This window comes from Sorangium sp. So ce176, assembly GCF_051519835.1.
Lineage (GTDB): Bacteria > Myxococcota_A > Polyangia > Polyangiales > Polyangiaceae > Sorangium > Sorangium cellulosum_G.
In genome coordinates, this window is the sequence record NZ_CP150371.1 from 5,130,192 (window position 1) to 5,148,594 (window position 18,403).

Consider the following 18,403-nt stretch of genomic DNA (forward strand, 5'->3'; position numbering starts at 1 on the left):
CGATCAAGGTTGATAGACCCATGGCGAAGGTTCTGGAACTGCCGAAGCTGTCCCCGACCATGGAGGAGGGGCAGATCAGTGCCTGGCACAAGAAGGAAGGCGACGCGATCGACATCGACGATCTGCTCGCAGAGGTCGAGACCGACAAGGCGACCATGGAGTACAAGTCCTTCGATCGAGGGACGTTGCTCAAGATCCTCGTGCCTGCGGGCAGCGTGGTTCAGCTCGGCCAGCCTGTCGCGATCCTCGGCACACCGGGCGAGGACATAAGCGGCCTCGCCGGCGGCGGCGCTCCGGCGCAGAAGCAGAGCGCGCCGGAGCCTCAACCGAAGGGGGAGCGCGCCCCGGAGCCGGCGGCGGCGCCGAGCGGCGACGTGCCCGTGACGGCTCCGCCGCCCGCGGCGCGCGGCGAGGCGGTCTCGCCGCCCACGCAGCCGGCAGCGCCGCAGCCGTCCTCCGACGGACGCGTGAAGGCGTCGCCCTACGTGCGCAAGCTCGGCCGCGAGCGCGGGCTCGACCTGAGCAACGTCGCTGGCACGGGGCCCGGCGGGCGCATCGTCGCCCGCGACCTCGAGGGGCTGAAGCCGGCGCCGGCCGCGGCGGCGCCCGCGGCGGCCGCGCCGGGCGAGCTCGCCGCGCCGGAGGTGCGACCGCTCAGCATGATGCGCAAGGCGATCGCCCGGCGCCTCACCGAGTCGAAGCAGACGGTCCCGCACTTCTACCTCTCGATCGACGTCGACGCCGATCCGCTGAACGCGCTGCGCGAGCAGATCAACGCGGACCTCGCGGCGACGGCCGCCGAGGGCGAGAAGCCGGCGAAGGTCAGCTTCAACGACCTGCTCGTCAAGGCGTGCGCCATCGCGCTCGTACGCGTGCCGGAGTGCAACGCGCAGTTCACCTCGGACGCGATCCTCGTTCACCGGCGCGTCGACATCTCGGTGGCGGTCGCCGTCCCCGAGGGGCTCGTCACGCCGGTGGTGCGCAACGTGGACCGCAAGCAGGTGCTCGACATCGCCGCCGAGGTGCGCGAGCTCGCGGGGCGGGCCAAGGCGAAGAAGCTGCGGCCCGAGGAGATGGCGAACGGCACGTTCTCGATCTCGAACCTCGGCATGTACGGGATCGACAACTTCGGCGCGGTCATCAACCCCCCCGAGGGCGCGATCCTCGCCGTGGGCCAGGTCCGCCGCGAGCCCGTCGTGCGCGGCGAGCAGATCGTGCCGGGCCGGCGCTTGAGCATGACGCTCTCCTGCGATCACCGCGTCGTCGACGGCGCGGTCGGCGCGACCTTCCTCAAGGTCCTGCGCCAGCTCCTCGAGCACCCGACGCAGATCCTGATCGGCTAGCTCTTCACTCCGCGCAAAGACAGCCAGCACGCAAAGGACGCCGGGCCCCCTCCCCCGGCGTCCTGTCCCGCGCGCGGCGCGCGTCGCTGAACCGCCTCGAGCGCGAGCGGCGCGCGCTCGAGGCGCGGACGCTCAGGTCGCCTCGGCGCCGCCGCCGAGCGCGTCGCCGAGGCGCGCCAGGTTCCGCGAGAAGATCTGCACGGACGGGTGCGTCGGCCCGAGCGCCTTCGTGGCGATCGCCACGGCGCGCTCGATCTGCTGCCACGCGCCCGATAAATCGCCGAGCGCCTGCAGCACGCGGCCGAGGTTGTTCACGATGCTCGCCACGACCGGGTGATCCGGGCCGTAGGTGGCCTGCGCGATGCCGAGCGCCCGCTCGAGCTGCTCGCGCGCGCCGGGCAGCTCGCCGAGCGCCTGCAGCACGCTGCCGAGGTTGTTGCAGCCGATCGCCACCGCGGGGTGATCCGGGCCGTAGGTCGCCTCGGCGATCTTCAGCACGCGCGCGAAGTTCGCCCGCGCGCCCTCGAGGTCGCCGAGATCGCGCAGCACGCTGCCGAGGTTGTTGATGTCCCGCGCGACGTCCGGGTGATCCGGGCCGTACGTGTCCTCGACGATCGCGAGCGCGCGCTCGAAGTCGGCGCGCGCCCCGGCCAGGTCGCCGAGATCGCGCAGCACGCGCCCGCGGTTGTTCAGCGCCAGCGCGAAGCGCGGGTGGTAGCAGCCGTAGCTGTGCTCATCGATCTTGAGCGCCTCCTCGAACTGCTCGCGCGCGCCCCTCAGGTCGCCGAGATCATGGAGCAGCCGTCCGAGGTTCGTGCGGCCGATCGCGACCGTCGGGTGGTCCGGCCCGTAGGCGCGGATGTCGATCGCGAGCGCGCGCTCCAGGTGCACGCGCGCGCCCGCGAAGTCGCCGAGATCGCGGAAGAGCGCGCCCAGGTTGTTGAGCCGTATCGCGACGCTCGGGTCGTCGGGGCCGTACGTCGCCTCGTCGATGGCGAGGGCGCGCTCCAGGTGCTTGCGCGCGCCGGGCAGGTCGCCCTGATCCATGAGCACGCTGCCGAGGTCGTTCACGTCGCGCGCGACGTCGGGGTGATCGGGGCCAACGCTCGCGATGTCGATCGCCAGCGCGCGCTCCAGGTGGGCACGCGCGCCGCCGAGATCGCCGAGGTCGTGGAGGACGCTGCCGAGGCTGCGCAGCACGGCCGCGACCTTCGGTTCGTCGGGGCCGAACACCGCCTCGTGCAGCGCGAGGGCCCGCTCCAGGTATCCCTTCGCCTCCGCGTACGCCGCTCGCCCCTGCAGGTAGACCGCGAACCTGGCGAGCAGCCGGCCGCGCACCTCCTTCGCGACGTCGTGGACCTCGGCCTGGCTCGCCGCGGCGAGCGCGTGCGGCAGCCAGCGGGCGCAGAACGGCCACGTCTCCACGTCGTCGCTGCTCTCGGGGAACGCGTGGTCCACGAGGCGCACCGCCGCCTCGGCCCACATCCGCCGGTCCTCGGGCGCGAGGCGATCGCGGACCACCGCCTGGACGAGCCGGTGCACCGAGAGCGCGCCCTCGTGGACGTCGATGAACGAGTAGCGACGGAGCGCGGCGACGGCCTCGTCGAGCATCAGCGGATCGCTCAGCGCCTCCGCGAGCGCGGGCGGCAGGTGCGGCGCGGCGTCCGCGAGGCCCTCGCGCGGGATGTCGTCGGGCGCGAGGAACGCGCACAGGCTGAGGAGATCGACGGCGACGGGCGAGAAGCGCTGCGCCTCCTGGAACGCGAGGCCCCACGTGGTGGCGACCGGCGTCGGGTAGTCCATCGGCACGCCGCGGAGCAACAGCTCGCGCTGGTGGTCGCCGAAGACAGCGTGGTACGTCGCGATCGACGACCGCGTCTCCTTGATGGTCGCGGCCGCCTGTACCAGCGCGAGCGGCAGATCGCCGAGCGTCTCGGCGAGCCTCTCCGCGGCCCGCTCGTCGCTCTGCCCGGTCCGGCCGAGCAGGAACTTCACCGATTCGGCGCGATCGAGCGCCGGCACGGTGAGCGGCGTGGCGATGCCGCGGAAGCTCGGGTTGCGCGAGGTGATCAGGATGTGGCCTGTGCGCGGGTGCGGGAGGTACGGCGCCACGTCCTTCGGGTCGTTGACGTTGTCGAAGACGAGCAGCCACCTGTCGTTGCGCGACAGCCAGGAGCGGACCGCCTCGATCGCGATCCGCTGGTCGGCCTCGTTCTGCTCCGGCAGGTCGAGCGCCGCGGCGAGGCGGGCGAAGTCCTCGGCCGCCGTCGCCGGCTCCTCGGCGCGGACCCACCAGACGACGTTGTACTGGCTCGCGTACCGGTGCGCGTACTCCGCGGCGAGCTGCGTCTTGCCGATGCCGCCGAGGCCGCTGATCGCCTGCGTGAGCGCCGCCGGTCCTCCCGTGGTGAGCGCGCTCCGCAGCGCGTCGAGGAGCCGGTCGCGCCCGGTGAAGCTCGGGTTGCGCGGCGGCAGCTTCTTGATGTGCGGCTCCGCGTCGGGCGAGCTCGACGGCCGCCGAGCGACCGGCCTCAGCGTCGGCGGCTCCGTCTCGCGGACGGCGCCCCGGATCCCCTTCGCGATCTCGGTGAACGCCTCGCTCTGGTTGGGGTAGCTCGTCACCGGCCGCGCGCGGTTCGGGAGCGGCTGCAGCCTGCCGAGCAGCGTCTTCTCCCAGGCGCAGGGGCGCAGGATGACGGGGATGACCCGGCACTCGCCCGCGTCGTGCCGGGCGATCGCGTCCCGGATCTCCGGCGTGAGCCACCCATCGGCGGAGAGGAAATCCGCGCTCACGAGCAGCAACACAACCCGGGCCTCGCGCAGCCGCGCGGCGATCACCTCGCGCCGCTCCTTCCCTCCGCCGAGCGCGAAGCCTTGATACGTCCGGATGACCCCTTGCCGCTTGAGCGCGTCGAGGTGGGTCTCGAGCTTGGGCCGTAGGTCCTCGTCCCTCGGGGAGTAGGAGAAGAACACGTCGGCGGGGCTCGTCGCCAAGGCAACCATAGTTCCTCTCGCGGGCCTTAAGGTCTCACGACGGACCTGAAGCGCAACGAGAATACGCGGTCGGGAAAGACCCAGGAAGAGACGGTATATGACGCTCTCGGCGGATACATGTGGGTCGAACCTCCATCTTCTTCCGGGGGTGTGCCCTACCCCGAATCCGGCTCCGTCCTACCTTCGCGTTCTTCTTCCGCGCTGGGGAAGAACCTGCCGGAAGCCTGGACGATGCGGCGCGCCGCCTCCATCCATTGCCGACGGTCGTCCCTTCGTAGCTGGTTGCGGACCACGATCTTCACGAGGCGGTGGACGCTGAGCGTCTGCAGCCGCACCTCGATCAGCGAGTGCAGCCGCAGCACAGCGATCGCGTCGTCGAGCGCGAGCGGGTCGTACTCGCTCAGCGCCCGCCGCGGGATCGCGTCCATCGGCAGGAACGAGCACAGGCTGAGGAGCTCCGCCGCGGCCTGGTGGCTGAACACGGCGGCGAGCGCGCTCTCCCACGCGGTCGCCACCGTCACCGGGAAGCTGACCGGCCGCTCCAGGAGCGCGGCCGGGCGCTGGCGGAACAGCGCGAGGTACTCCGCGAGCGGGCGCCCCGTCTCCTCGATGTACGCGCCGGCCTGCGCCAGCGCGAGCGGCAGATCGCCGAGCTCTTCCGCGAGCGCGTCGGCCGCCTCCGCGTCGGTCTCGCCCGTGCGCCGGAGCAAGAAGCTCACCGACTCGGCGCGCTCGATGCCGCGGACGTTCACCGTCGTGAGCCCGCGCCAGATCGGGTTCTGCGACGTCGCGATCACGTGGCCGCCGTGCGACACGCTCGGGAGGTAGGGCTCGACCTCGAGCGGATCGCGCACGCCGTCGAACAGGAGGAGCCAGCGTCCGCGGCGGCCGAGCCTGCTGCGCGCCGCAGCGACGGCGCGGGCCGGCTCCAGGAGCTCGTGATCGGGCAGCCGCATCTCGGCGGCGAGCGCGACGAACGCGGCGTCCATCGTCGCGGGGCTCTGGCCGTCGATCATGAAGACGATGTCGTAGGCGCCGGCGTTGCGGTACGCGTACTCGATCGCCAGCTTGGTCTTGCCGGTGCCGCCGATCCCGCAGAGCGGCGCGACGCCGCGCTTCGCGAGCGTGGCGCCGATCTCGGCGAGCAGATCCTCGCGCGCAGCCAGGTTTCGGCTGCTCCACGCCGGGACGCTGAAGATCCCGGGCGGCGGTGGCACCTCGGATTGGCTCACCGGCTGGGCGCCGGGCGTCGGTGAGCCTACGGGGGGTTTTGGGTGAGCTGCTCGACCTGCTTTCGGATGCCCTTGGCGATGTCGGTGAAGGCCTCGCTCTGGTTGACCCAGCTCGTCACGGGGCGCCCGCCGCGCGGCAGGCTCGCCAGCCTGCCGAACGGAGCGCCCTCCCAGTCGCAGGCGTCGAGGATGACGGGGATGACGCGCGCCTCACCCCGCTCGTGGCGCTCGATCGCCTTCTGCATCTCGACGTCGTAACAGAAGTCCGACGCGAGGAAATCCGCGCTGATGAGCAGGAGGACGACCTTCGCTGCCTCGAGGTGATCGGCGAGCGCCCTGTCGCGCTCCTCGCCGGCGCCGATCTCGCCGTCGTGCCAGCCGCGGATGACGCCCTTGCGCTTGAGGATGGCGAGGTGCGTCTCGAGCTTGTCGCGCAGCTCGCGGTTGCTCTCGGAGTACGAGAAGAACACCTCGATCGGGCTCGTCGGCGGCTCGGACGCGCGATCGCGCCGCGGCGCGCCGAGCGCCCCCGGCATCGTGACCGTGTCGTCGTGGCCGGCCGAGTCGGGCGGGAGCTCGTAGGCCGGGAAGCCGAGCGGCGACGACGACGGCGGCAGCTCCAGGTCGGGGATCGGGGGCGGCAGGATCGAGCGCGACGGGCGCGACGCCGTCGCCGCGCGCGCGCGGGGCTCGCTCATGCGCTCGAGGATCTCGAGGACCCTGTCGTGGCTGCCGTCGGGCGTCTCGTAGGGCAGGAGCAGGAACCCCAGGTCCACGAGCATCGTGCGGCGGTAGGGCGTCAGGCTCGCGCTCGGGACGATGACGAAGCGGGGCGGCGGCGAGCTGCCGGAGAGCGCGTGGATGTCCGACAGCATCTCGTCGAAGTTGCCGTCAGCGCGCCCGAAGCCGATGAAGAGCACGGGGCAGTTCGAGAGCACGGCCGTGAGCGACCTGCGCACGTCGGGGGCCGCGATCGACGCGAGGAAGCGCTCGCGCGCGAACACCCAGCTCCCCGGCTCCTTCAGCGTGCCGTGCAGCTTGAGGATGAAGCGCCGGCGCCACGCGACGTCGTCGGTGACGCGCCACATGGTCTCCCACCCGCACTCGCGGCCGAAGGCGCGCTCGAGCAGGTGGTTGAGGTTCGTCGTGAGCACCGCGCGCAGCTTGCCGCGCAGCGCGGCGATCGCGAGCGCGATGCGCGGCGGATCGAGCCCCTCGTCGTCCAGCGCATCCTCGACGAAGGCGTTGAACTCCGCCGCGCCGAGCGCGTGCTCCGCCGCGGCGAGCGCCTCGCTGTAGCGCTGCGATCGCGCGAGCGACGCGACCTCGGCGGTCACGACGTCGTCGCCGACCTGCTCGCGCACCCGCTCCACGAGCAGGTCGACGAGCTGGCGCCACGTCGGCAGCCCGGCCGCGGCCGAGATGCCTCCCCCCACGAAGAGCACGAGCTCTCCGCTCTCGAACGCCTCGCGGAGCTCTTCGATCACCGCGGCGTCGACCTCCGCGCTCGTCGTGTTCGCGTTGTCCATCAGGGTTGACATGGAGCCCCTCGAGTCTATCGCTCCTCGGCGCCCGGCGCACTTTTGCGGCGCGTCGCGCGTCGCCTCCACGCGCGGCGCGCGACGCCAGATCGAGCGTCCGGCGGCCGGCCCCCGCGCCCACGACGTCCCAGACGACTGCCCTCCGGCGCCTCGACGAGCTCGGAAGAGGCGGAAACAGTCTGCGAGCCTGGACCATGCTACGCCTCCGACATGCGTCCGGCGGCCCTCCTCACGCTGGCCGCGCTGGCCTCGCTTTTCGCGGTCTCCATGGTCGGCGTGGCAGCGCCTCCTCCCCGCGCGCGGCGCGCCCCGCGCCTCCCGGCGGCCTCGGAGGCCGCGCTCTCGGCGGGCGCCGGCGGCCACGCGAGCGTCGTCGCGCTGCGCGCGCCCGGCCCTCCTGCCGTCCTCGTGCGCGCGGGCAGCTTCACGATGGGCTCGAGCGAGGTCGAGATCGCGCACGCGGTGACGCTCTGCAAGCTCGAGCCGGCCGGAGAGCTGTGCGTCGAGGAGACCGAGACGAGCTTCGCGAACGAGCTCGTGCCGCACGAGGTGTACCTGTCGGACTTCTGGATCGACCGCACCGAGGTGACCGTCGCCAGCTACCGCCGGTGCGTCTCGGCCGGACTCTGCACCGAGCCGCCCTACGCCTCCGGCGGGCGGCGCTTCGATCGACCGGAGTACCCGGTGGTGCTCGTCTCGTGGAGCGACGCGCAGCGCTACTGCGCCTGGGCTGGCGGTCGCCTTCCGACCGAGGCCGAATGGGAGCGGGCCGCGCGCGGCGTCGCCGGGCGTCGCTATCCCTGGGGCCACGTCTACAACCCCTTCCATGCGAACCACGGTCGGCTGGCGTTCGACGAGCTCGACGACGGCGACGGCTTCCTCGAGCTCGCTCCCGTGGGCGCGCTCGTCGCCGGGCGGACCCCCGACGGCATCGACGATCTCTCCGGCAACGTCGAGGAGTGGGTCGCGGATTACTACCATCCCGAGTATCCAGCCGGCAGCGCGAAGGACCCGCGGGGTCCCGACATGGGGGAGGAGCGCGTGCTGCGGGGCGGCAGCTACATCCAGGGTCGACCCTGGCTGCGCGGCGCGGCGCGGGGGCACGATCTGCCGACCAGCCGCCGCGCGTGGCGCGGCTTCCGGTGCGCGCGCGACGCCTGAGCCGAGGCGTGGCCGACGCGCGCGGAGGATCGCGTCACGCGATGAGCCCGCACGGCGGTTGGCCGGGGCGCGGGAAGGGCCCATACTGGCGCCCGTGAGGATCGCGCACCTCTCTGACCTGCACCTCCTGTCCCTCGAGGGGGCCATCCCGTTCCGGCTCCTGAACAAGCGGCTCACGGGCTACATCAACCTTCGCTTCCGGCGCCGCGCCATCCACAAACCGCACGCGGTGCACGCGGCGGCGAAGGAGATCCGGCGGCTCGGCGTGGACCACGTCGTCATCACGGGCGACGTCTCGAACCTCGCGCTCGAGCGGGAGTTCGTCCTCGTCCGCAACTTCTTGCAGGGCGAGCTCGGGCTTCCTCCCGAGCAGGTGAGCATCGTCCCGGGGAACCACGACGCGTACACGAAGGGGGCGCACCGCTCGCAGCGGTTTTCGCAGTACTTCGCGCCGTACCTGCGCTCCGATCTCCCCCTCGATCCGCCGGGGAAGAACGACGGAAGCGGGTCCGCCCGCGATGACGGAGGCTCGGTGTTCCCCTTCGTGCACCTGCGCGGGCCCGTGGCGATCATCGGCCTCTCGACCGCGTGGCCCCGTCCTCCGCTGGTGGCCTCGGGGCGGATCGGCGCCGTCCAGCTTCGCGCGCTGGAGCGCGTGCTCGCGCACCCGGAGGTGCGGCGGCGAACGCCGGTCGTGCTTCAGCACCACCCGTTCCACAACCCGGCGAGCCGGGCGAAGACGCTGCTGGAAGGCCTGGGGGACGCGGCGGCGGAGGGGCGGCTGCTCCGGCAGGTCAGCCGCGGCCTGTTGCTGCACGGGCACCTGCACCGGCGCATCCACCGCAAGCTGCACACCGAGCGGGGTCACATCGACGCCGTGGGCGCCGCCAGCGCCTCGCTCCTCCACGACAGCGACGAGCGGATGGCCGGGTTCAACGTCTACGAGGTCGACGACGCAGGGGCGATCAGGGGCATCAGCTCCCACCGCTTCGTCCCGGGTCAAGAGGCGTTTCGCGAGGTCCCGGTCCCGCAGCGATGAGCGCGCCTGGGGCGCTCTGCCGAGCGCCCCACCGGAGCGGCGCGCAGATCATCCGCCACGCGCAGAAACCCGCCTTGCGGGCGCGCGATGATCGGGCTCGGAGGTAAGGTGGATCGAGCGCAGCGGAGCGCTGCGCGGGCAGTCCGGTGGGGCGCTGGTCAGGAGGCGAATCAGGCGGTGGCGCGGATCACGTTGACCGCCTGGAGACCTTTGGGACCTTCTTTGATCTCAAATTCAACGGTCTCGTCCTCGAACAGACGGCGGCGACCCTCCCCGTTGATCTGCGAATAGTGAACGAAGACATCGGGGCCAGTCTCCTGCTTGATGAAGCCCCAACCCTTCTCATCGTTGAACCACTTTACCTTGCCAACTGCCATATTTCCTCCACTTCAGAGCTCGTCGATACCCGAGGCGCGCAGGCTGGGAGTCGGGAGTAGACCGCGGCTGCGGTCCCTGATTCCGATGCGGGCTTGGCTGGATCCAGCAAACCCCCCTCTGAGGACGAATTAACTTGCGCAGGGCGGCTGCCCAGACGCTGGTTTCTGTGCGTGCGCGGTAACTTCGACGATTCTCCCCGGTCCGAGCGGGCGCCAACGTAAACGGCTCGACGCGCCAAGGTCAAGCGATGATGGCTCGATCCGAGCGCGCGCGAGGCAGTTGCCGCCTCACCGGCAGTCCCGCCTTGCAGCAGCTCCTGACGCGAATGCTCCGCCGTACAGCAACTCCTGACAGCGAGCACGCGAGCACCATCGATGACGGGCTCGCCGCGAAGCACAATTCGCGCGGCCTTCAAGATTTGCGCTCTTATCGAAGAGTCTTGTGCGTCGGCCGTGCATGGCGTCGCCCTCTCCGTCGTGGTCTTGCCACGTCGCGCAGCGGCCATCGCGCTCCGGACGCGGGACGACGTCGCGCCCGCCCCGAAAGGCTCCCCTGGCCGAGGCCCGCGCGCGCGACCGCGACGCCCCGTCGCGCGCGGCCGGCGCGGGCCTCGGCTCCGCCCGCTCGGCGCCCGGCGGCAGGAATCGCAGGCATCTCGTTGACATGTCTGTTCGAGCTTGCTCGTATGGCGTGGCGAGGGCATCGGGTCTCACCTCCGCCCTGGCCCCGCGAGGCGACGAGATGTTCTCGGTGATCATCAGCGAGAAAGGGGGCGCGGAGCGCCGCGAAACCTTCGACCGGACAGAGATCAACGTCGGTCGTGTGCAGGGCAACGACCTGATGCTGCCGAAGGGCAACGTGTCGAAGCGGCACGCCCGGCTCCTCTTCCGCGACGGGCGCTTCATCGTCACCGATCTCAAGAGCACGAACGGCACGTACGTCAACGGCCGGAAGATCGCGCAGGCGACGATCGTCCGCGAGGGCGACAAGATCTACATCGGCGACTTCGTGCTGAGGATCGAGACGGCCGCCGCGGGCACGGCGCCTCCGGACAGCACGGCGCCTCCGGCGCGCGTGCCGGAGGAGATGGGCCCCGGCGATCCGGCGCACCTGCCCGATCGCGCGCCGCCGTCCGCCGAGAAGGGGCTGCACCGATCGGCGCCGCTGCCGCTGATCAACGAGAAGGGCGAGCCGTCGCGCACCGGCCAGGGCGTGATCAGCCACTTCCCGCTCGAGAACGATCCGGACGAGTCCGTCGATGCGGCCGCGCCCGTCCCCGGTCCGCCGCGCATCCCCTCGCCCCGCCCGCCCATCGGGCCGGGTTCGCCGGGCGGCGCGTCCGTGCCGCCGCTGCCGGTCCCGCCGGCGATGCCCAACGCCTCGATGGCGCGCGACGGCCGCGGCATCTATCCCGGCAGCCCGACCGCGCAGATGGCGCGCCCGTCGCCGACAGCGACGCCGCTGCCGGGACAGGGCGCCGCGAACACCATCGCGGTGCCGCCGCCGGGCGCCGCGAGCGTCGCCGTCCACCCGAGCGTGGTCCCCATCCCCAGCCGGCGCGCCATCCCGCCCGTCTCGGACCGGGTCGACCGCGGCCAGGGCGACTCGACGCAGGCGGTGGCGCACCGCAGGGCGCTCGGTCGCCTCATGGATCGGCTCGCCGACGCTGTCGACCTCACGCCGCTCGACGGCGGGGCGCCGCCGGACGCAGCGCTCGCCCAGCGGCTCGAGCGCGCCGTCGCCGAGAGCGCGGAGGCGACGCGCGCGGCGGGCGAGCTCCACCCCGAGGTCGACGCCGAGGCGCTCATCGCCGACGCGCAGCGGGAGCTGCTCACGCTGGGCCCGCTCGATCGCCTGCTCGAGGACGCCGAGGTGAGCGAGGTCCAGGTGTTCCGCCACGACCTCGTGATCGCGATGCACGGGCGCCGGCGCGTCATCGCAGAGGTCGGGTTCAGCAGCGAGCGCGCGGTCGAGCGGCTCATCCGCCGGCTGTGCTGGATGGCCGGGCAGCCGCTCGAGGAGGGCGCGCGGTTCGTCGAGCGGATCCTGCCGAAGGGGCGGCGGCTCTTCGCCGTGCTCCCGCCGGCCGCGACCGCCACGCTGGTGATCCGGAAGCCGCAGCGCCCCGACGTCACGCTGGAAGACCTGGTGCGCAACGGGACGATCTCGCGCGCCATGGCCGGGCTGCTCTCCCAGTGCGTGCTCGGGCGCGGCAACCTCCTCGTCACGGGGACGCGCGACGCGGGGACGAGCTGGCTGCTCGGCGCGCTCGCTGCCGCGGCGCAGCCCGACGACCGGTTCGTCGTGCTCCAGGACGAGGACGAGATCGCGCTCGATCAGCCCAACACGCTGTCGATCGCGCTCGGCAGCACGGCGGCCGAGCGGACGCGGGCGGTGCAGTCGGCCGCGCGCATCCGGCCGGAGCGGCTCGTTGTGAGCTCGTTCTCGGGCCACGTCGCGGCCGAGCTCGTGGACGCCATCGGCTGCGGCATGGACGGCGTGCTCGCCGCCGCGCGCGCGCCGACGCTGCGGCAGGCCGTGACGCGCCTCCCCGCCGACATCGCCGCGACCCGCCCGGGGATCGCGCCGGAGACGGCGCGCGAGTGGCTCGCGTCGTCGTTCGACCTCGCGATCGAGATCGCGCTGCTCCGCGACGGCCGCCACCGGGTGCTCCGCATCGCGGAGCTCGCCATCGAAAACGGGCAGATCGCGATTCGCGACGTCTTCACGTTCGTGGTCGAGCGGACGGCCGCCGGCGGCGCGCTAGAGGGGACGTTCCACCCTTCCGGGCTGGTGCCGGACATCGTGGAAGATCTTCAGTCCCGCGGGGTCACCGTCGACACGTCGACCTCGTTCCGGAGGAACCGGTAGTTCGTCTTGACGGGCGCCCGCTTGAAACGGAGGTTATGCTGTTGAGCAGCCATGGCCATCCGCACCATCCTCCACTATCCCGATCCGCGCCTGCGACAGAAGGCGCAGCCGGTCGGGGACGTCACCCCCGAGATCGTGAAGCTTATCGACGACATGGCCGAGACCATGTACGCCGCGCCCGGCGTCGGCCTGGCGGCCACGCAGATCGGGGAGCCACACCGCATCTTCCTCGTTGACGTCGCCGCCGACAACGAGCCGAGCAACCTCCTCGTCTTCATCAACCCGGAGATCGTGCGCCAGGAGGGGCAGCAGACCGGCCCCGAAGGGTGCCTGTCGTTCCCCGGCATCAGCGAGGACATCAAGCGCGCCGAGCGCGTCCGCGTCCGTGCCCGCGGGCGAGACGGCGCGGTATTCGAGATCGCGGCCGACGGCCTGCTCGCCGTGGCCATCCAGCACGAGCTCGATCACCTCGACGGCGTGCTGATGATCGACCGGATGGGCACGCTCAAGAAGCGTATCGTCCAGCGGAAGATGCAGAAGCGCGGCGCCGAAGCGGCGAGCTGAGCCGCGCGGGCCCCGGCCCGCTCCGCGCGGGGCGGGCCGCTCAGCTCCGCGCGGGGAAGGCGAGCGGGCCGCTGACGTACGCGTCGCGGCCGCAGAGCTCCCAGCGCGGATCGACGATCCGGGGCGCGTCCCCCGGCGTATCCGGGCCGGCCCAGTCGACAGCGCCCGGCCGCCCGCGCGGGCCGAGCAGGATGGGGGCGACGAAGGCGTGCAGCTCGTCCGGCAGGCGCGACGCGAGCAGGCTGCCGGCGAGCTCGGCGCCGCCCTCCACGAGGATGGAGACGATCCCCTGCGAGGCGCAGAGGCGCATCGCGGCGGTCACGTCGACCCGGCCCTCGGCGGAGGTCGGCGCGCGCAGGACGACGCAGCCGGCATCGACGAGCACCTGCTCGGCCGCCTCGGGCGCGTCGGCGCCCGTGAGCACCCAGGTCGGCACCTCCCGCGCCGTCTGCGCCAGGCGCGTGTGGAGCGGCAGCCGGAGCCTCGTGTCGAAGACGAGCCGGATGGGGCTCTTCCCCCCCGGCGCGAGCCCGGGCTCGCGCAGCGTGAGCCGGGGGTCGTCGGCGAGCGCGGTCCCGATGCCGATCGCCACCGCGTCGTGCCGCGAGCGCAGCTCCTGCACCTTCGCGCGCGCCTCCGGGCCGGTGACCCACTTCGACGCCCCGGTGCGGGTCGCGATGCGGCCGTCGAGCGACAGAGCGAGCTTGAGGGCGATGTGGGGGATTCCCGTCGTGATGAACTTGGTCCAGGGCGCGATCAGCGCGCGGGCCTCGGCGCCGGCCACGCCGATCTCGACGGCGAGCCCGGCGTCGCTGAGCCGCTGCGCCCCGCCGCCGACCACCGCCGGGTTCGGGTCGGGCACGCCGACGACGACCCGCTTGATGCCGGCGCTCAGCACCGCGTCCACGCACGGCGGGGTGCGCCCCTCGTGGTTGCAGGGCTCGAGCGTCACGTAGAGCGTGCCGCCGCGCGCCGCGTCTCCGGCGGCCGCGAGGGCCAGCCCCTCCGCGTGCTCCTCGCCGGCGCGCGCGTGGTGCGCGACGGCGACGACCTCCCCCGCCGTGTTCACCACCACCGCGCCGACCGGGGGATTCGGCGACGGCATCGCCTTGTGCGCCTCCTCGATGGCGAGGCGCATCATCGCGGCGTCGAACTCGGGTTCGGGGCTGGGGAGCTTCGCAGGCATCGAAGTGCCGGATCTACTAGGGCGCCTTGGCCTTCACAAGCTTGCCAAGCTCGACCATGAACTGGTCGATGTCCCGAAAGGAGCGATAGACGCTTGCGAAGCGGACATAGGCGACCTCATCAAGAGTGCGCAGGTGGTTCATCACGCGCTCGCCGAGCTCGGTCGACGAGATCTCCCTCCGCTCGGACTCCTGCGCCTCGCGCTCGATCGCGTCGGCGATCGCCTCGATCTGGTCGGTGGACACGGGCCGCTTGTTGCAGGCGATCCGGAGCCCCCGCACGAGCTTCTGGCGATCGAACGGCTCGCGCCGGCCGTCCTTCTTGACGACGGTCGGCAGGATGTCCTCGACGCGCTCGTACGTCGTGAACCTTCGCTCGCACGAGGCGCACTCGCGCCGCCTGCGGATCACCTCGCCCGCGCCGCCGGCGCGGGAGTCGATGACCCGGTCCTCGAGGTGGCCGCAAAATGGGCACTTCATCGAGCCATCCAGCGCCGCGCGCGGTCAGCCTTCGAACTGGGAGAACACGAGCGAGACGTTCGTCCCGCCGAAGCCGAAGGAGTTCGACATGACGTGCTTCAGGCGTCGCTCGCGCGAGGTGAACGGCACGTAGTCCAGCGTGCACTCGGGATCGGGATCGTCCAGGTTGAGCGTCGGCGGCACCTTGCCGTCGCGCAGCGCGAGCGCGCAGACCGCCGCCTCGACGCCGCCGGCGCCGCCGAGCAGGTGGCCCATCGCCGACTTGGTGGAGCTCACCCAGAGGCGCTTCGACGCCGCGTGATCGCCGAAGGTCTTGAGGATCGCCCGGGTCTCCTCGATGTCGCCCTGCGGCGTCGAGGTGCCGTGCGCGTTGATGTAGTCGATCGCGTCCGGCGCGAGCCGCGCGTCCTCGAGCGCCATCTTCATCGCGCGCTGGGCCCCGACGCCGTCAGGCGCGGGCTTGGTGATGTGGTACGCGTCGCACGAGGCGCCGTACCCGACGACCTCCGCGTAGATCTTCGCGCCGCGCTTCTTCGCGTGCGAGAGCGACTCGAGCAGCAGCGACCCGGCGCCCTCGGCGCAGACGAAGCCGTCTCGCTCCTTGTCCCAGGGGCGGCTCGCCCGCTGCGGCTCCTCGTTGCGCCGCGAGAGGGCGAACATCGCGCAGAAACCGCCGATGCCGAGGCCGGTGATCGTCGCCTCCGCGCCGCCCGTGAGCATGATGTGGGAGCGGCCCCGGCGGATCCACTCGAACGCCTCGCCGAGCGAGTGCGCGCTCGACGAGCAGGCGCTCGTGTTGCAGTAGCTCGCGCCGCGCAGGTTGAGCGCCATCGCCACCTGGCCGGCGGCGAGGTTGGCGATGACCGTCGGGATGAAGTAGGGGCTGACCTTGTGGGGGCCCTTCTCGTTCAGGGTGATCGAGTGCTGGTACAGGTACTCGAGGCCACCCAGGCCGACGCCGATGAACGTGCCGCACTGATCGCGGTCCTCTTCGGTGAGCTCGATCCCCGCGTCCTGCATGCACATCTGCGAGGCGGCGATGGAGAGCTGGGCGAAGCGGCCCATCTCCTTCACCTTCTTCTTGGGGATGTACTCCTCCGGAACGAAGCCCTTCACCTCGCCGGCGAAGCGGGTCGGAAAGGTGCTCGCGTCGAAGAGCGTGATGGGTCCGATACCGGATTGACCAGCCAGCAAAGATTGCCAGGTGGCCTGCGTCCCGATGCCGTTGGGCGTGACGAGCCCGATGCCGGTGATGACAACGCGTTCCATGGCTTTTTTTGCCCTAGCGCCACCACAGAGGTGCGAACACGTGCTTCGACGAAGAGGCTGGCCCCTCGCTGACCCACGTGGCCGTCAACCCTCCATGGTGACGCCGCGTCCGGTAGGGCGGTGGGGACGCTACTTCTTGGTGTGCCCTTCGATGTAGTTGATCGCATCCTGGACAGTCCGGATCTTCTCCGTGTCCTCGTCCGGAATGTCGATCTCGAACGCCTCTTCGAACGCCAGGACAAGCTCCACCAGGCCCAGCGAATCGGCGCCCAGATCGTCGATGAACGACGCTTCAGGCTTGATGTGAGACTCCTCGACGTCGAGCTGCTCCTTGATGATCCGCTTTACTTCGGCCGTGATGTCGCGACCTTCAGCCATGGTATTCCTCCCGGGAAAACGGACCCCCTAGTAGCCCATCGCCCTCAGCGTTGCATCATCGAATTACCAGCGGCCGCTTTTTTCGTGTGCGCCTCGTTTGCCGCTTGCCTCCGAGCGAGACGCGCGGCCGCCGAGGTGGGCGGCCTGTCGCGCTCAGACGTACATTCCGCCGTTGACGCGGAGCGTCTCGCCCGTCACGTAGCTCGCCTCGTCGGAGCACAGGAATGCGATCGCCGCAGCGACCTCCTCGGCTCGCCCCGTCCGCCCGAGCGGGACCATCTTGGTCAGGCCCTCTTTCATCTCGGCGCTGATCGTCGTCGTCATGTCGGTGTCGATGTAGCCGGGCGCCACGGCGTTGACGGTGATGCCGCGCCCCGCGTACTCGCGGGCGAGCGACTTCGTCACGCCGAGCAGGGCCGCCTTGGTCGCGGCATACGCCGTCTGGCCCACGTTGCCCATCTCCGCCACGACGCTGGAGAGGAAGACAATGCGGCCCGTGCGCGCGCGCATCATGACCTTGGTCGCGGCGCGGGCGCACGCGATCGCGCCCTTCACGTTCACGGCGAAGAGGCGGTCGAGGTCCTCTTCCTTGATCCGCAGGAGCAAGCCGTCGATCGCGATCCCGGCGTTCGCGACGAGGATGTCGAGCCGGCCGAGCCGCTTCGCCGCCTCGGCGATGGCGGCCTCGGTCGCCTGCAGGTTCGCGACGTCGAAGCCGAGCGCCTCGGCCTTGCCGCCGCGCGCGGTGATCGCGTCGACGACCGCGCGCGCCTCGGCCTCGCCGCGCACGTAGTTGACAATCACGTGCGCGCCCTGCGCCGCAAGCGCCTCGGACGCAGCCCGCCCAATTCCCCGCGATCCGCCCGTGACGATCGCAACTTTGCCCGTTAGGTCGAACATCGATGCCTATGCCTCCGAAAGGAACGCGCTCACGCGCTCAATCCCCGCCATGTCGCTCACGCTGAGCACCTTGATCTGCTTCGTGATCCGCTTGACCAGCCCGGCGAGCACCTTGCCAGGGCCGATCTCGAGGGCGTGCGTGACGCCGTCCTCCGCCATGCGCTCGATCGTCTGCATCCACTGAACGGTCCCGTCGATCTGGCGCAGGAGGAGAGAGCGCACCCGCTCGGGATCGGAGTTCGGCGTGGCGTCGACGTTCGCGATGACAGGGAAGGCGAGCGACCTGAGCTGCGTGCGATCGAGCTCGGGGCGCAGGCGCTCCGCCGCGGGCCGCATCAGCGCGCAGTGGAAGGGGGCGCTCACCTTGAGCGGGATGGACTTGCCGCCGCGGGCCACGGCGAGCGCGCCCGCCCGCGCGACCGCGCCGCTGTGGCCGGCGATCACGATCTGCCCCGGCCCGTTGTAGTTCGCCGGCGCGACCACCTGGCCCTCCGCCGCCTCCGCGCAGAGCGCGAGCACCACGCCCTGATCGAGCCCGATGAGCGCCGCCATGGCCCCCTCGCCCGCCGGCACGGCCTCCTGCATCGCGCTGCCGCGGATCCGGCAGAGCCGCACGGCCTCCTCGATCTCGAGCGCGCCGGCGGCGACCAGCGCGCTGTACTCGCCGAGCGAGTGGCCGGCCGCGTAGAGCGGCTGATCGAGGTCGGGCAGGTGCTCGATGAGCGCCGCGGCCACGGCGCAGCTCGTGGCGACGATGGCGGGCTGGGTGTTGCTCGTCTTCGTCAGCTCTTCGATCGGCCCCTCGAAGCAGAGCCGCGAGATGGGCTCGTCGAGCGCGGCGTCAGCCCGCGCGAACGCGCCGCGCGCCGCCGCCGAGACCTCGGCGAGGGCCTTGCCCATCCCCACCTCTTGCGCCCCTTGCCCTGGAAATAGCCAAGCGATTTTCACGTTTGTCCTCACGTCCAAGCAGAGGAGGCGGACGACGTCCGTCCCCGGAGCCACGTCACGAGGCCGGCGCCCGCCGAACCCCGCTCATGCAAGATCGCCGGGCGAGCTCAGCCGCCGTGAC

The 18,403-nt window shown here is 71.7% G+C and carries 15 protein-coding genes; 5 read left to right on the forward strand and 10 right to left on the reverse strand.

Annotated features, from left to right (window positions below; genetic code table 11):
* Positions 1–20 precede the first annotated feature (20 nt).
* On the forward strand, positions 21–1,343 hold the full coding sequence (locus WMF42_RS19155) for a pyruvate dehydrogenase complex dihydrolipoamide acetyltransferase (protein ID WP_437693433.1): 1,323 nt from the start codon (positions 21–23) through the stop codon (positions 1,341–1,343).
* Between the two features lie 132 nt (positions 1,344–1,475).
* Here the strand turns inward: WMF42_RS19155 and fxsT are convergent, their stop codons facing one another.
* The 3 genes from fxsT to WMF42_RS19170 form a co-directional block, all read right to left on the reverse strand.
* On the reverse strand, positions 1,476–4,346 hold the full coding sequence (fxsT, locus tag WMF42_RS19160) for an FxSxx-COOH system tetratricopeptide repeat protein (protein WP_061612551.1): 2,871 nt from the start codon (positions 4,344–4,346) through the stop codon (positions 1,476–1,478).
* 146 nt (positions 4,347–4,492) lie between these two features.
* Positions 4,493–5,569, reverse strand: a complete 1,077-nt coding sequence (locus WMF42_RS19165; RefSeq protein ID WP_233562563.1) for an ATP/GTP-binding protein — start codon at positions 5,567–5,569, stop codon at positions 4,493–4,495.
* A gap of 26 nt (positions 5,570–5,595) precedes the next feature.
* Positions 5,596–7,110: an SIR2 family protein gene (locus WMF42_RS19170; RefSeq protein WP_061612550.1), complete on the reverse strand. Its 1,515-nt coding sequence runs from the start codon at positions 7,108–7,110 to the stop codon at positions 5,596–5,598.
* Between the two features lie 210 nt (positions 7,111–7,320).
* Here WMF42_RS19170 and WMF42_RS19175 point away from each other — a divergent pair, with 210 nt between their 5' ends.
* Complete coding sequence (locus WMF42_RS19175) at positions 7,321–8,271, forward strand: formylglycine-generating enzyme family protein (RefSeq protein ID WP_061612549.1); 951 nt, start codon at positions 7,321–7,323, stop codon at positions 8,269–8,271.
* Positions 8,272–8,365: 94 nt separating this feature from the next.
* On the forward strand, positions 8,366–9,310 hold the full coding sequence (locus WMF42_RS19180; protein WP_061612548.1) for a metallophosphoesterase family protein: 945 nt from the start codon (positions 8,366–8,368) through the stop codon (positions 9,308–9,310).
* A gap of 170 nt (positions 9,311–9,480) precedes the next feature.
* Here WMF42_RS19180 and WMF42_RS19185 read toward each other — a convergent pair whose 3' ends face one another.
* On the reverse strand, positions 9,481–9,687 hold the full coding sequence (locus WMF42_RS19185) for a cold-shock protein (RefSeq protein WP_012236438.1): 207 nt from the start codon (positions 9,685–9,687) through the stop codon (positions 9,481–9,483).
* A gap of 742 nt (positions 9,688–10,429) precedes the next feature.
* Here WMF42_RS19185 and WMF42_RS19190 point away from each other — a divergent pair.
* Both WMF42_RS19190 and def read left to right on the forward strand, forming a co-directional pair.
* Positions 10,430–12,559 carry an ATPase, T2SS/T4P/T4SS family gene (locus tag WMF42_RS19190; RefSeq protein WP_061612547.1) on the forward strand — a complete coding sequence of 710 codons (2,130 nt, stop codon included), beginning with the start codon at positions 10,430–10,432 and terminating at the stop codon, positions 12,557–12,559.
* A 51-nt stretch (positions 12,560–12,610) separates the two neighbouring features.
* Positions 12,611–13,123, forward strand: a complete 513-nt coding sequence (gene def / locus WMF42_RS19195; RefSeq protein WP_061612546.1) for a peptide deformylase — start codon at positions 12,611–12,613, stop codon at positions 13,121–13,123.
* A gap of 40 nt (positions 13,124–13,163) precedes the next feature.
* On the opposite strand, the gene ribD is transcribed toward def, so the two are convergent.
* The 6 genes from ribD to fabD form a co-directional block, all read right to left on the reverse strand.
* Positions 13,164–14,309, reverse strand: a complete 1,146-nt coding sequence (gene ribD, locus WMF42_RS19200; RefSeq protein ID WP_061612545.1) for a bifunctional diaminohydroxyphosphoribosylaminopyrimidine deaminase/5-amino-6-(5-phosphoribosylamino)uracil reductase RibD — start codon at positions 14,307–14,309, stop codon at positions 13,164–13,166.
* A gap of 16 nt (positions 14,310–14,325) precedes the next feature.
* The gene (gene nrdR, locus WMF42_RS19205) at positions 14,326–14,787 is read right to left on the reverse strand and encodes a transcriptional regulator NrdR (RefSeq protein WP_061612544.1); all 462 of its coding nucleotides are present in this window, start codon (positions 14,785–14,787) and stop codon (positions 14,326–14,328) included.
* Positions 14,788–14,811: 24 nt separating this feature from the next.
* On the reverse strand, positions 14,812–16,056 hold the full coding sequence (gene fabF, locus WMF42_RS19210) for a beta-ketoacyl-ACP synthase II (RefSeq protein ID WP_061612543.1): 1,245 nt from the start codon (positions 16,054–16,056) through the stop codon (positions 14,812–14,814).
* Positions 16,057–16,185: 129 nt separating this feature from the next.
* Positions 16,186–16,434, reverse strand: coding sequence for an acyl carrier protein (gene acpP, locus WMF42_RS19215; RefSeq protein ID WP_061612542.1), 249 nt, complete (start codon positions 16,432–16,434; stop codon positions 16,186–16,188).
* A gap of 153 nt (positions 16,435–16,587) precedes the next feature.
* Positions 16,588–17,334, reverse strand: coding sequence for a 3-oxoacyl-ACP reductase FabG (fabG, locus tag WMF42_RS19220; protein WP_061612541.1), 747 nt, complete (start codon positions 17,332–17,334; stop codon positions 16,588–16,590).
* Positions 17,335–17,340: 6 nt separating this feature from the next.
* Positions 17,341–18,282: an ACP S-malonyltransferase gene (gene fabD, locus WMF42_RS19225; RefSeq protein WP_437693434.1), complete on the reverse strand. Its 942-nt coding sequence runs from the start codon at positions 18,280–18,282 to the stop codon at positions 17,341–17,343.
* Between the last annotated feature and the right edge of the window lie 121 nt (positions 18,283–18,403).

Bases quoted from the DNA above. Each gene is read 5' to 3' on its own strand.
- WMF42_RS19155 (WP_437693433.1), top strand. From the start codon at position 21: ATGGCGAAGGTTCTGGAACTGCCGAAGCTGTCCCCGACCATGGAGGAG.
- fxsT (WP_061612551.1), bottom strand. From the start codon at position 4,346: ATGGTTGCCTTGGCGACGAGCCCCGCCGACGTGTTCTTCTCCTACTCC.
- WMF42_RS19170 (WP_061612550.1), bottom strand. From the start codon at position 7,110: ATGTCAACCCTGATGGACAACGCGAACACGACGAGCGCGGAGGTCGAC.
- WMF42_RS19175 (WP_061612549.1), top strand. From the start codon at position 7,321: ATGCGTCCGGCGGCCCTCCTCACGCTGGCCGCGCTGGCCTCGCTTTTC.
- WMF42_RS19185 (WP_012236438.1), bottom strand. From the start codon at position 9,687: ATGGCAGTTGGCAAGGTAAAGTGGTTCAACGATGAGAAGGGTTGGGGC.
- WMF42_RS19190 (WP_061612547.1), top strand. From the start codon at position 10,430: ATGTTCTCGGTGATCATCAGCGAGAAAGGGGGCGCGGAGCGCCGCGAA.
- def (WP_061612546.1), top strand. From the start codon at position 12,611: ATGGCCATCCGCACCATCCTCCACTATCCCGATCCGCGCCTGCGACAG.
- ribD (WP_061612545.1), bottom strand. From the start codon at position 14,309: ATGCCTGCGAAGCTCCCCAGCCCCGAACCCGAGTTCGACGCCGCGATG.
- nrdR (WP_061612544.1), bottom strand. From the start codon at position 14,787: ATGAAGTGCCCATTTTGCGGCCACCTCGAGGACCGGGTCATCGACTCC.
- fabF (WP_061612543.1), bottom strand. From the start codon at position 16,056: ATGGAACGCGTTGTCATCACCGGCATCGGGCTCGTCACGCCCAACGGC.
- acpP (WP_061612542.1), bottom strand. From the start codon at position 16,434: ATGGCTGAAGGTCGCGACATCACGGCCGAAGTAAAGCGGATCATCAAG.
- fabG (WP_061612541.1), bottom strand. From the start codon at position 17,334: ATGTTCGACCTAACGGGCAAAGTTGCGATCGTCACGGGCGGATCGCGG.